Here is a 12,928-nt window from a genome sequence, read left to right on the forward strand (position 1 = left end):
TCCCCATAGGTGCAAGGGGAGTTGTGGGGAAACCTCGGGCAGGTCGAGAGCCTTTCACGGTTTCGACACAACTGACAAGCGGGGTATGCAAAACGCCGCGAGGGCCCGATCGCGGCCAATCGCGATCGGGCCCTCGCGGGACGGTGCGGGTCGTGCCGTCCTACGGCGTGGCTGCGGCGGACGTTCGCGGCTCCGTCCGCTGCTCCTGCGGCTCCTCCCGGGCCGGGAGGCTGTCCATGAAGGAGCTGACGGAGAAGACCGCGTTGCCGGGGCCGGGCGGGCCGTAGCCGGGCGGGGAGCTGAGGCCGAAGTCGTCCATGGTGGCGCGGTACGCCTCCAGGAGCCGGATGTGGTACTCCAGCGGGGCGCCCTGCGGGTTGGCCTTGCCGAGCGGCGTGGTGGGCTCGGGGCACCAGGTGGTGAACCGGGGCGTGATGCCGTGCGACATGAAGAACCGCAGGCCCTCGGTGGTCGAGGCGATGGCCTCGTCGACGGTCTTGAAGCCGAACGGCTCGGCCATCTCGACGCCCGCCACGAAGTTCGGGATCACGTTGCGCGCGCCGAAGACCTCCGCGGAGTCGAGGATCCGCCGGTGCCACTCGTCGCGGCCGACGTAGCGCTCCTTGCCCGGGCAGTACATCTTGAACAGGTACTCGTCCCACACCTCGTAGTTGGGGTGGTAGATCTGCACGCCGTAGTCCTTGAAGCGCTGGACGTCGTCGCGCGGCAGCGCCTGGGCGACCACCTTGCCGATCCAGCGGCCCGGGAAGCGCTCCTCGATGGCCTTGGCGTAGTGGCCGTAGAAGTCGGCCTCGTCACGTCCGGAGACGGTCTTGGTGATGGCGCCGCCGGTGAGCGTGTAGGCGGTGGACGCCTTGGCCGTGTCGTACCGGTCGATGATCTCCAGAGCCTCCAGGACCTCCTCGACGTCCTTGACCCCGGTGTACGGCCGGCCCGCCGCCTTGTGCTGGCGCCAGTTGTGATTGATGTCGCAGTACTGGCACTCCTCCTTGGCGCCGAAGTACTGGCAGACCCGGAAGACGGTCAGGTAGATCAGGTAGCCCCACTGGATGGTCGGGGCCACCTCCATGACGGACTTCCCGTTGGAGAGCGTGTGCCGGTAGTACTCCGGCATCGGCGGCACACCGACGTCGGCGATGCGCTTGCCGTCGAGGTAGAGGCCGAGCTGCCCGTCCTCGTCGGCGGCGACGCGGTAGGGCGAGGCCGGGTTCACCCGCACGGACACGACGGTCCGGCGCAGGTCGTAGGGGCCCCCGGTGAGGATGATCTCCTCCGGCGGGCGGCGCAGCGCCGCCTCGCCCAGCTCGGGCAGGGTGCCGTGGTCGAAGGAGAAGATGAAGTACGACTTCGGCTTGACCTCGCCGTCCTCGTTGTCGCTGAGCGCGGACGGATCGAAGGCGACACCGCCCCGGAGCAGATCCTCCTTGAAGACCGCCTCCCGCGGCACGTGCGGGAAGCGCTCCATCAGATCCTCGACGAGCGCGGTGCGGCTGCTCATCCCGTGACTCCTCCCTGCGACGGCCTGCTGCGGTGTTCGACTCCTCACGGTATGCCCCCCGCCTCCCCGGCCGTGCACCCGGGTCCGGCGTGAGCACCGCAAGACGGATGAAACGGACACCTCTCGGGCGGTCGGCGCACGACGACGGACCTGCGGTCGGTCGGCGCACGACGACGGAGCTGCGGCCTTCCACAGGGTTCGTCACCACGGCCGCCACGAACCCGGCCCCGGGGCGTGTCGCGGGCCGCGGGTGATGTGCTGATCCCGACGTCGACACTCGCGTCGGGAAGAAGGCGATCGTATGACCGGGAATGCGACCAACTGGGCGGGCAACATCACGTACGGGGCCGGCGAGCCGCACCGCCCGCCCACCCTCGACGCGCTGCGCTCGCTCGTCGCGGGCGGCACACGGGTACGGGTGCTGGGCAGCGGGCACTCGTTCAACGAGATCGCCGATCCGGGACCGGAGGGACTGCTGCTCTCCCTGGACGCCCTGCCGCCCGTGATCGAGGTCGACACGACGGCCCGCACGGTACGGGTCTCGGGCGGCGTCCGTTACGCCGAACTCGCGCGCCGGGTCCACGCGCACGGTCTCGCGCTGGCCAACATGGCGTCACTGCCGCACATCTCGGTCGCCGGCTCGGTGGCGACCGGCACGCACGGCTCGGGGGTGGGCAACGCCCCGCTGGCCGCCGCGGTGCGCGAGGTCGAGCTGGTCACGGGCGACGGCGGGACCGTCCGGATCGGCCGGGGCGAGGAGCGGTTCGCCGGCGCGGTGACCTCGCTCGGCGCGCTCGGTGTCGTCACGGCGCTGACCCTCGATCTGGAGCCGGCGTTCGAGGTCGAGCAGCATCTGTTCACCGAGCTTCCCCTGGAGGGGCTGGACTTCGAGACGGTGATGGGGGTGGCGTACAGCGTCAGCCTGTTCACCGACTGGCGCGGCCCCGGGTTCCGGCAGGTGTGGGTCAAGCGCCGCACCGACCAGCCGCCGGCCGATTTCCCCTGGGCGGCGCCGGCGACGCGGGCCCTGCACCCGGTGCCGGGGATGCCCGCGGTGAACTGCACCGAGCAGTTCGGCGTGCCCGGGCCCTGGCACGAGCGACTGCCGCACTTCCGGGCGGAGTTCACCCCGAGCAGTGGGGCGGAACTGCAGTCCGAGTACCTGATGCCGCGGGCGTGCGCCGAGGGCGCGCTGCGCGCCGTCGAAGCGATCCGCGCCGTCGTGGCGCCGGTCCTGCAGACCTGCGAGGTGCGCACGGTCGCCGCCGACGCGCAGTGGCTGAGCCCCGCCCACGGGCGCGACAGTGTGGCGGTGCACTTCACCTGGGTCGCGGACACGGCGGCGGTGCTGCCGGTGGTGCGACGGGTGGAGGAGGCATTGGAGGCGTTCGACGCGCGGCCGCACTGGGGGAAGGTGTTCACGATGCCGGGGCCGGTGCTGCGGGAGCGGTTCCCGGAGCTGCCCAGGTTCCGCGCGCTGCGGGAGGAGCTGGATCCGGCGGGGAAGTTCGGCAACGCCTTCGTGCGGGACGCGCTGGGCGACTGAGGCGTCCCGGACCCGGCGCCCACTACTTTCCCCACCCCCTTTCCCAACCCCTTGTCGAAAGGTGCCGCAGCCCATAGCCTGTGCGCCGCGCCGGTGCCGAGCCCGCACCGGCGGACCTGGGGACGGGGGGCAACCGGATGAGGCGCGGCACATCACGTGACATCCGTACCGCGAACCGCTACGAGGTGCTGCGCCAGATCATCGCCGAGTCTCCCACCTCGCGTCAGGAACTGGCCGCCGCGACCGGTCTGAGCCTGGCCACCGTCGCCACGCTGATCGGCGAGCTGCTCGACCTGGGCATGATCACCGAGGTCGGGTTCGAGGATTCGGCGGGCGGCCGCCCCCGCGGGCTGGTGGCCGTCGACGCCTCCGGCGGCGCGCTGATCGGCGTCGACATCGCGGAGACGTACGTCCATGCCGAGCTGTTCGACCTCGCGCTGAACGTCCTCGCCCGCGCCGACGCGGCCCTGCTCCCCGGCGAGAGACGCCCGGAGCAGGTCGTCGGCCATGTCGCCGCGGCGGTGGGCTCGGTGGTGGCGCAGGCCGGCGTCGAGGACGCGCGCGTGCTCGGCGTGGGGGTGAGCGTGCCGGGCCAGGTGGACCGGGACACGGGCGTCTCGGAGTACGCGCCCAACTGGGACTGGCACGACGTGCCCCTGCTCGACCTGCTCGCCGAGCACCTCTCCTACCCGCTGCACCTGGACAACCCGTTGCGGGCCTCCGCGGTGGCGGAGCTGTGGTTCGGGGCGGCACGGGGGCGCGCCGACGCCGTGGTGGTGAACCTGGGGACCGGGGTGGGCGCCGGGCTGATCCTGGGCGGCGGACTGCACCGCGGCGTCAGCAACAGCGCCGGCGAGTGGGGTCACACCACCCTCGTGCTGGACGGCAGGCCGTGCCACTGCGGCAACCACGGCTGCGTGGAGACCTACGTGGGCGCTCCCGGCATCATGCGGCACCTGCGCGAATCGGACCCGGACAGCCCGCTGCTGCACCCCGGCGACCAGACGGCCACCGTCGCAGCGCTCGCCCGCGCGGCCGGGGCGCGCGACCCGGTCGCCGTCAAGGTCGTCCAGGAAACCGCCCGTCACCTCGCCGCCGGTATCGCCGACCTGATCAACCTCCTCAACCCGGAGGTGGTCGTCCTCAGCAGCTGGGTGGCCGCGAGCCTCGGTCAGCCGCTGCTCACCGAGGTGCGCGCCGCCGTGGCCCGGCACGCGCTGGGGCGGCCCCTGGCCGCCACCGAGATCGTCCTCTCCCCCATCCCCACCGACCCGGTCTCCCTCGGCGCGGCGACGTTCGCGCTCGAAGGCGCCCTGCGCTCCGCGGGCACCCGGCGGACGACGGCACCGACCGCGCGGCGGACCCGTCACCCGGTCGGGCGGACGGCCACGGGGGCATGACCGTCCCGGGGAAGGAGTTGAAGGTACCCCTCTCGAAACCACGGTGCCCCACTCGAAGTCCCGGCATCAAGGGCTGACCTAGGAGACCGATGTCCCAGCGCACCACCCCATCCGCCGTCGGCTACGTCGAGGACGTCGCTCCGGGTCGCGGCAGCCTCCCGCCCCGTGCCCGGTACGCCTCCGACGCCGCCTCCGTCCCCCTCGACGGCGACTGGCGCTTCCGTCTGTCGCCCGCCGCCGACACCGAGGACGACTCCTTCGCCGCACCCGGGTTCGACGCGTCGGGCTGGGGGGAGATCGCCGTCCCCGGTCACTGGGTCCTCCAGGGCCACGGGACGCCGATCTACACCAACCACCTCTACCCCTTCCCGGTGGACCCGCCGCGCGTCCCCACCGAGAACCCCACCGGCGACCACCTCCGCCGCTTCGACCTCCCGGAGGGCTGGCCGGAGACCGGCGACGCGGTCCTGCGCTTCGACGGTGTCGAGTCCTGTGCGCGGGTCTGGCTGAACGGCACGGAGCTCGGCGAGTTCAAGGGCTCCCGTCTCCCGCACGAGTTCGAGGTCGGCACGCTGCTGAAGCCGGCCGGCAACGTGCTCGCCGTCCGGGTCCACCAGTGGTCGGCGGGCTCGTACCTGGAGGACCAGGACCAGTGGTGGCTGCCGGGCATCTTCCGCGGGGTCACGCTGCTGCACCGCCCGCCGCTCGCCGCGCGCGACGTCTTCGTCCACGCCTCCTACGACCACGTCACCGGCGAGGGCACCCTGCGCGTCGACTCCGACGTGCCGGGCCGGGTCACCGTGCCGGAGCTGTCCGTCGACATCGCGGCCGGCGAGCCGGTGACGGTCGCCGTGGAGCCCTGGACTGCGGAGACCCCGCGCCTGTACGACGGCGTGCTCGCCACCGGGGGCGAGCGGGTCCGGCTGCGGATCGGGTTCCGCACGGTCTCGGTCGAGGACGGCCTGATCAAGGTCAACGGAAGCCCGGTCCTCTTCAAGGGCGTCAACCGGCACGAGTGGCACCCCGAACGCGGGCGCGCCCTCGACGTCGAGACGATGCGCGCCGACGTGCTGCTGATGAAGCGGCACAACGTCAACGCGGTGCGCACCTCCCACTACCCGCCGCACCCCGACTTCCTCGACCTGTGCGACGAGTACGGCCTGTGGGTGATGGACGAGTGCGACCTGGAGACGCACGGGTTCACCGAGCGGTCCTGGCGCGACAACCCCGTCGACGACGACCGCTGGACCCCGGCTCTGCTCGACCGGGCGGCCCGGATGGTCGAGCGGGACAAGAACCACCCGTCGGTCGTCGTCTGGTCGCTGGGCAACGAGGCCGGCACCGGACGCGGGCTGACCGCCATGGCCGAGTGGATCCACGCCCGCGACGCCTCCCGTCTCGTGCACTACGAGGGCGACATCGACTGCCGTGACACCGACATGTACTCGCGGATGTACGCCTCCCACGCCGAGGTCGAGCGGATCGGCCGCCGCCTGGACGGCGGCACGCGCAAGCGCCGCGAACTGCCGTTCCTGCTCTGCGAGTACGGCCACGCGATGGGCAACGGCCCCGGCGGGCTCGCCGACTACCAGCGGATCTTCACGTCGTACGAGCGGCTCCAGGGCGGCTTCGTCTGGGAGTGGATCGACCACGGCGTCGCCCACCCCGAGCTGGGCTTCGCCTACGGCGGCGACTTCGGCGAGGAACTGCACGACGGCAACTTCGTCTGCGACGGGCTGGTCTTCCCGGACCGGACGCCGTCGCCGGGCCTGACCGACTTCAAGAAGGTGATCGAGCCGGTCCGGATCGAGGGGGACGGCCCGGCCGGCACGGTACGGGTGACCAACGCCTACGACTTCACGGACCTGTCGGCCCTGTCCTTCGAGTGGTCGCGTCAGGTGGACGGCGAGACGGTCGAGTCGGGCCCGCTGTCCGTCCCGCCGCTGATGCCGGGCGAGTCGGCCGACGTGAAGCTCCCGGCTCCGCCCGAGGCTCCCGCCGGTGCGGAGACGCAGTGGACGGTCCGGGCGCTGCTCGCGCGGGACACGTCGTGGGGAGAGCGGGGCCATGTCGTCGCCTGGTCCCAACTCCCCGTCGTCAAGGGCGTTTTCCCCGCCCTGTCGGCCGCCCTTCCGCCCGTCGCCGACGGATCGCTCGTCCGCCTCGGGCCCGCCGTCTTCGACGCCCGCACGGGCACGTTGAAGAGCGTCGGCGGTGTCGAGGTGACATCACCGCGCCTCGACGTCTGGCGCGCCCCCACCGACAACGACGAGGGCGCCCCCTGGCAGCCCGACGCCCGCTACGGGCCGCTCTGGCGCAAGCTCGGCCTGCACCGGATGCGGCACCGGCTGGACGCGGTGGAGTGGGAGGAGGACGCGCTGACGGTACGGACCCGGGTGGCGCCCGCGGCCGCCGAGGTCGCCCTGCGGACGGTGTACCGCTGGACGGCCGACGGCACCCGGCTGCGGCTGTCCGTCTCGGTGACGCCCGAGGGCGACTGGCGACTGCCGCTGCCGAGGCTCGGCGTCCGCTTCGGCCTGGCGTCGGCGGACCGCGTCACGTGGTTCGGCGGCGGTCCCGGTGAGGCCTACCCCGACACCGCTTCGGCGTCGATGCTGGGCCGCTGGCACGCGACCGTCGACGCGCTGCAGACCCCTTACGTCCGCCCGCAGGAGAACGGCGCCCGCGCCGACGTCCGCTGGGCGGAACTGGGCGGTCTGCGCGTCGAGGGCGAACCGGAGTTCTGGTTCACCGCCCGGCGCTGGACGACCGAGCAGCTGGACGCGGCCGCGCACCCGACCGACCTCACACCGGGCGGGACGGTGTGGGTCAACCTGGACCACGGCCAGATGGGCATCGGCTCCCAGTCCTGCGGGCCCGGCGCGCTCCCGCAGTACCACCTGCACGCGCGCCCCGCCACGTTCGGCTTCGTCTTCTCGCGGACGGAGACCGGCTGAGCGAGGGCGGGGCGAGCGGCCTTCAGTGGTCGGCGCAACAGGGGGTCGGGTCCGGTACCTCGAAGGGGGTCAGCGTCCCCCCGGCCGCCGGCTGGACGGTGAGCACCAGCTCGCCGTCCAGCCACTGCGGCCGTACGTGGTCCCGGGTGACGACGACGGTGTCCGCCGCGGGCGGCTGCGTCGTGCCGAGGACGGTGACACGGGCGATCGCGGAGCGGGACAGCAGCTCCGCGACCGTCACCGTGCCGGTGAGAGCGGCCACGCCCGGGTAGAGCACGGCACGGCCGCACGCGTCGGGGGCGCCGTCCGTCGCCTCGTGGCCCTGCGCCGTCAGCCGCCGACGGACCGAGGGCAGGTCGGCCGCCGACTCCACCGCGAAGGACAGCATGACCCGGGGCCGCTCGTCCCGCACGAGGTGCGTGCAGCCGAACGCGCCCTCGGGGAGGGCGAGTCCGGCCGCCAGCTCCTGGAGGAGGTGGTCGGCCCCGCGCAGGTCCCTCGGACCCGCGTCGACGGTGAGGACGTGCGGGGTCACGAGGGCAGGACCCACACCGGGTTGGAGTAGAACCACAGGTCCAGCCACGGGTCCGCGTCGCCGACGACGTCCAGCGCCGGGCCCGCCGGGTCCACGGCCGCGCCCATCGCGCCGACGGCGCCGCGCTTGCCGTCGGTGCCGCGCAGCCGGACGTAGACGGGGCGGTCGACCTTGCCGAGGTCGTAGGTGAGACGGACGGTGCCGCTCGCCTTGTCGACCTCGTACGACTTGACGACCCTGGCGGTCGGCGCGGTGAAGGTGTCCTTGTCGGAGACCTCGCCGGTCACGTCGCCCTGGATGACGTCGACGCGGGCCAGCTTCGGGAGGAAGCCCGCCCAGTTGGGGCCGCCGGCCAGCGCCACGTCCACGGTGAGCGTGACCTTCGTGCCCTTGCGCACGTGCAGGGCGCCACCCAGCGTGGCCCAGCGGCTGCCGCCGGAGACACGGACGTCGAGGCCGCTGATCAGCTGTCCGTGGTCGACCCAGATACGGCCCGCGCGGATGCCGTCCATGACGGCGGCGTACGAGAAGCCGTCGGCGCCGACATGGGTACGGCTGTAGTAGCCCGGCCAGTAGTCGCCCTGGGCGACGTCGATCTTGCCGGCGTAGACCGGGTCGTCGTAGCGGCCGTTGGCGTTGAAGTCGCCGCCGCCGCGCGCCGCGGTGTCGGCGTAGTTCTGGTGGGAGTCGGAGTTGGCGGTGATCCACCAGGGCTTGCCCTCGGCGAGGAGGCTGTCCCACAGGCCGCCGACGGTGGCGGTCATCCAGTCGAAGCCGCCCCAGGTGCGGTAGCTCTCCAGCGGATAGCCCGCGAAGGAGTCGGCGCTCGGGTTGTTGTCGTAGATGCCGCGGGCCCGGCCCATGCCGAGCGGGGCGGGCAGGCCGGCGGCCTGATGGCCGGGGGCGCCCTCGAAGCCGACGGCGATCTGGTGGCTCGCGGGGGAGGCGTCACGCCAGGCGCGGATCTCGTGCGGGGAGTCGACACCGCGTCGCGCCGGGTGGTTGGCGAGCATCAGCGCGTCCTTGACCTTGCGCCGCTTCACCTGGTCGGAGAGGAAGGCGATGCCCGCGACGGCCAGCGCTTCGTTGGCGGGCGAGTTGCCGGACGCGCCCTTGACGCTGCCGTCGTAGTCCGTCTCGAACTGCTTGAGGACGGAGACCTCGTTGCGGCCGGGGTGGACGAAGACCGTGCCGTGCTCGGCGGCCGGGATGTTCCACTCCAGGCCCTGGAAGACGAGGGTGTCCTCGTAGGCGGCGCGGGCCTGCTGGATGTCCGGGTTGACCTTCTCCACACCGATCTTGGCGTGGGTGGTGCTCCCGTGGTCGGTGATGACCAGCCAGTCCATGCCGTGCTTGGCGCCCTGGCGGACCTGGTCCACGACACGGTACTTGCCGTCGCTGCTGTACTGGGTGTGGATGTGGTGGTCACCGGCGAGCCACAGGAAGCCCTTGCCGTGGCGGCCGCGGGGCGCGGCGGCCGCGGGGGCGGCGCCCGTCGCGGCGGCGGCGCCGGACAGCACGCCGCCGGCGGCCAGACCCGCGCCCAGCAGACCGGCGCGGCGCAGCAGCGAGCGGCGGGAGCGCTGCTCGGGGGTCAGGGCGTCGTCGGGCACAGAGGTGTCGAAGGCGGTCGGAAGCGCCTTGTGCTCGTGGTCGTGATCGTGGTCGTGCCCGTGGTGGTGATGCCCGGGTCCGTGGCTGTGCCCCATCGTGCGCCTCCTGGATCAGCGGCGCCGCTGCGCCCGTGCTGAGGAGAATCGAGGCAGCAGATGAACTTTCGACGGCCCTGGCGTGATGTGCGGACGTCACGGGAACGACTGATCGACCCCAAGAGCACCGTGGCACCAACTGGCCTTGCCCACAACGGAGTTCACAGCAGCGACAGGCACCGCTCGCCCACGTGACGTGGAGGCACCGCCCGGCTCACAGGGCCGTCACCGTCCGGACCGGGCGCCATGGACTAGCGTCGGTCATATGACCAGCGACCACCCGGGAGCCGCTCCCGGCCTCGCCGAGGCCCTCGCCGCGGGGACGGTGGTGCTCGACGGCGGCATGTCCAACCAGCTGGAGTCGGCCGGGCACGATCTCGGCGACGGGCTGTGGTCGGCGCGGCTGCTCGCCGATCGGCCCGAGGCGATCACCGAGGCGCATCTCGCGTACTTCCTCGCGGGCGCGAGCGTGGCGATCACCTCCAGCTACCAGGCCACGTTCGAGGGCTTCGCCGAGCGCGGCATCGGACACGGACGCGCTGCGGAACTGCTGCGGCTCAGCGTGGAGTCGGCGCGCGAGGCTGCGGCGCGGGCCACCGCGCGGGGCGTCACCCGGCCGCTCTGGGTGGCGGCCTCGGTCGGACCCTACGGGGCGATGCTCGCGGACGGTTCGGAGTACCGGGGGCGCTACGGACTGACGGTGGACGAACTCGAACGCTTCCACCGCCCCCGGATCGAGACCCTCGCCGCCGCCGGTCCCGACGTGCTGGCCCTGGAGACGGTCCCGGACTCCGACGAGGCGACGGCCCTGCTCCGCGCGGTGCGCGGGCTCGGGGTGCCGGCCTGGCTGTCGTACACCGTGGCCGGCGGCCGCACCCGCGCCGGCCAGCCCCTGGAGGACGCCTTCGCCCTGGCCGCCGAGGTGGACGAGGTGATCGCGGTGGGAGTGAACTGCTGCGCGCCGCGGGACGCCGACGCCGCCGTGGCGCTCGCGGCCCGGGTGACCGGCAGACCGGTGGTGGCCTATCCCAACAGCGGCGAGACCTGGGACGCCGGGGCGCGCGCCTGGAGCGGCGGCTCCACCTTCACCCCGGAGCGGGTCGAGGGCTGGCGCGCCTCGGGCGCCCGGCTGATCGGCGGGTGCTGCCGGGTGGGGCCGGAGACGATCAGGGCCGTCGCCCGGACGCTGGCGGGCTGAGCGGCGCCTCCCGTCGTCACTGCCGGCGGACGCCGCTGGTGCGGCGCAGGAGACGTACGACCGAGCGCGGCTCCGCGGTGCGGGGCGCGGCGGCGTCCGGATCCGGGGCGGACGCGGTGCCCCGGCCGCCGGGATCGGCGGCCCACAGCGCGAACTCCCGGTCGCGCGGCCCGTACGCGGTGTGCGGCTCCCTCGTCGGCCCCGGCTCGGCCCGCCCCGCCCGCTCGTCGCGCTCCCCCGCCCCGCCCTCGCCGAAGACCCGCACCGGGTGCGTGTCGTCCCAGGGCTGCCGGCCCGGGTCGCCCTCGGCCGCGAACCGTACCCACGCCGAGTGCAGCGCGTCGGCCAGTCCGGCCGGCGCGCCCCATCCGGCGAGCCGCGCCGACTCGGGAGCTTCCCCGGTGTCGAAGACGAAACCGAGCTCCAGGGCGTGGCAGGCGCCGAGTCCGGGCCGCAGCGAGGGCCAGGCGAACCCGTAGACGTACGCCGAACCGGGGCGGGCGTCGGCCGCCGGTTCCCTCGGCAACGAACCGGCACCGAACCGGCACGGCTCGGCCGCGTCGCCGTCGAGGAGCTGGACCGTCCGGCGGCGGGCCGGCCCCTCTCCCGCCAGGTCCACCACGCGGACCTGACACGGTCCGCCTGACCTCCCCTCAGACGGGCAGCCCCGCCGCCCAGCCGATCCCGCCCCGCAGATGGGCGCGGAAGTCCGGGTCGGCGTAGGCCTCGGCGGCGTGCCCGAACGCGGTGTAGAAGACACGGCCGGCGCCCTGCTCCCGGCACCAGGCCAGCGGATGGTCGTCACCCATCCCGCCGCCCTCGTACGAGGACTCGTCGGCGGAGACGAGGATGTGCGCGGCGCCGCGTGGGCTGGTGGTGAAGTCGTACCACTCGTCGGTGAAGTCCCAGACGGCGGGCAGATGCCGGGTCGCGGGGTGGTCGCGGTCCTCGACCAGCGCCCGGCCCGGCTGGTGGGCGGGGTGGCGGGCGAAGCGGGCGCCGAGCAGCTCGCCGTAGTACGGCCAGTCCTCCTCGGTGCAGGCCGCGGCGTGCACTCCTGCGAAGCCGCCGCCCGACTCGACGTAGGCGACGAGCCGCTCGCGTCCGGGCGGGGTCAGCACCTCGCCACTGGTGGAAAGGAAGACGACGGCGGCGTACCCGTCCAGCGGGGCCTCCAGGGCCGCCGGGTCCTCGGTGTGCTCGACGTCGAACGGGCCGAGCGCGGTCACGGCCGCCACGGCGTCCGGGAGGGAGTCGTGGCGGTAGGCAGTGGTACGGGTGCAGAGGAGCAGCCGCGGTGCCGCGGGAGGTGGGGTGGGCGACATGCCGCCCATGGTGCCGCACAGGTGTTCCACAGGACCGGGGAGGCCCGTAGCCTCGGCGGCGATGAACACGATTCCCGCACACCTCGACCACCTCGTCCTCGCGACCCCGGATCTGGCGGCGACGGTCGCGGAGTTCACGCGGCGCACCGGGGTGACTCCGGTGGCCGGCGGTTCTCATGTCGATCTCGGCACCCGCAACCACCTGGTCGGACTGGGCGGAACCGGCTACCTGGAGATCATCGGCCCCGATCCCGAGCGGGCCGGACCCGGCGGCCCCGGCCCCTTCGGGGTGGACGAGCTGCCCGCGCCCCGCACCCTGACCTGGGCGATCAGCCCGCCCGACCTGGACGCGGCGGTGACCGCGGCGCGGGCGCGCGGCTACGATCCCGGCGCACCGCGGGCGATGAGCCGCCGCACCCCCGGCGGCGCCCTGCTGAGCTGGCGCCTGACCGACGGCGTGTCCGCGCACCCTTCCGGCCTGGTCCCTTTCCTCATCGACTGGGGCGCCACCCGCCATCCCTCCGCGAGCGGCCTCCCCGTCACGCCGCTGCTGTCCCTGACCGCCACGGCCCCCGACCCCGCCGAGATCCGGCCGCTCCTGGCGGCCCTGGACACGGAACTCCCCGTCACGGAGGGACCGGTGGGGCTGTCGTTCACGGTGGACACACCGAAGGGGCCGGTACGGTTCGACTGAGCCCGCCGACGGCACCGGGCCCGCGCCGGCCGTCCGTTCCGCCCG

10 protein-coding genes are annotated in these 12,928 nt (G+C 73.5%); 5 read left to right on the plus strand and 5 right to left on the minus strand.

The genetic code is table 11. The features are described from left to right. Positions 1-160: 160 nt before the first annotated feature. On the minus strand, positions 161-1,519 hold the full coding sequence (locus tag ACWCPM_RS11060) for a radical SAM protein (protein ID WP_450975845.1): 1,359 nt from the start codon (positions 1,517-1,519) through the stop codon (positions 161-163). A gap of 301 nt (positions 1,520-1,820) precedes the next feature. Between ACWCPM_RS11060 and ACWCPM_RS11065 the strand changes: the two genes are divergently transcribed. From ACWCPM_RS11065 to ACWCPM_RS11075, 3 genes are all read left to right on the plus strand, one after another. Then, entirely contained in the window at positions 1,821-3,065 is a 1,245-nt protein-coding gene (locus tag ACWCPM_RS11065; protein ID WP_450975846.1) for an FAD-binding protein, read from the plus strand. A 137-nt stretch (positions 3,066-3,202) separates the two neighbouring features. After that, on the plus strand, positions 3,203-4,465 hold the full coding sequence (locus ACWCPM_RS11070) for an ROK family transcriptional regulator (protein ID WP_450975847.1): 1,263 nt from the start codon (positions 3,203-3,205) through the stop codon (positions 4,463-4,465). Positions 4,466-4,554: 89 nt separating this feature from the next. Beyond that, positions 4,555-7,422: a glycoside hydrolase family 2 TIM barrel-domain containing protein gene (locus tag ACWCPM_RS11075; RefSeq protein ID WP_450975848.1), complete on the plus strand. Its 2,868-nt coding sequence runs from the start codon at positions 4,555-4,557 to the stop codon at positions 7,420-7,422. 22 nt (positions 7,423-7,444) lie between these two features. On the opposite strand, the gene ACWCPM_RS11080 is transcribed toward ACWCPM_RS11075, so the two are convergent. Both ACWCPM_RS11080 and ACWCPM_RS11085 read right to left on the minus strand, forming a co-directional pair. Then, the gene (locus ACWCPM_RS11080; protein WP_450975849.1) at positions 7,445-7,957 is read right to left on the minus strand and encodes a hypothetical protein; all 513 of its coding nucleotides are present in this window, start codon (positions 7,955-7,957) and stop codon (positions 7,445-7,447) included. Further along, the gene (locus ACWCPM_RS11085) at positions 7,954-9,666 is read right to left on the minus strand and encodes a PHP domain-containing protein (RefSeq protein WP_450975850.1); all 1,713 of its coding nucleotides are present in this window, start codon (positions 9,664-9,666) and stop codon (positions 7,954-7,956) included. Before ACWCPM_RS11085 ends, ACWCPM_RS11080 begins: the two co-directional genes overlap by 4 nt. A gap of 265 nt (positions 9,667-9,931) precedes the next feature. Here ACWCPM_RS11085 and mmuM point away from each other — a divergent pair, with 265 nt between their 5' ends. Then, positions 9,932-10,864 (plus strand): homocysteine S-methyltransferase, encoded by a 933-nt coding sequence (gene mmuM / locus ACWCPM_RS11090; protein ID WP_450975851.1) that lies wholly within the window; start codon positions 9,932-9,934, stop codon positions 10,862-10,864. A 16-nt stretch (positions 10,865-10,880) separates the two neighbouring features. Here the strand turns inward: mmuM and ACWCPM_RS11095 are convergent, their stop codons facing one another. Beyond that, positions 10,881-11,483 carry a hypothetical protein gene (locus ACWCPM_RS11095; protein WP_450975852.1) on the minus strand — a complete coding sequence of 201 codons (603 nt, stop codon included), beginning with the start codon at positions 11,481-11,483 and terminating at the stop codon, positions 10,881-10,883. A 34-nt stretch (positions 11,484-11,517) separates the two neighbouring features. After that, a complete protein-coding gene (locus tag ACWCPM_RS11100; protein WP_450975853.1) occupies positions 11,518-12,189 on the minus strand; it encodes a ThuA domain-containing protein in 672 nt (223 codons plus the stop codon). Between the two features lie 61 nt (positions 12,190-12,250). On the opposite strand from ACWCPM_RS11100, the gene ACWCPM_RS11105 reads away from it, so the two are divergent. Further along, a complete protein-coding gene (locus tag ACWCPM_RS11105; protein WP_450975854.1) occupies positions 12,251-12,883 on the plus strand; it encodes a VOC family protein in 633 nt (210 codons plus the stop codon). Positions 12,884-12,928 lie beyond the last annotated feature (45 nt).

The organism is Streptomyces sp. NPDC002309, assembly GCF_053593375.1.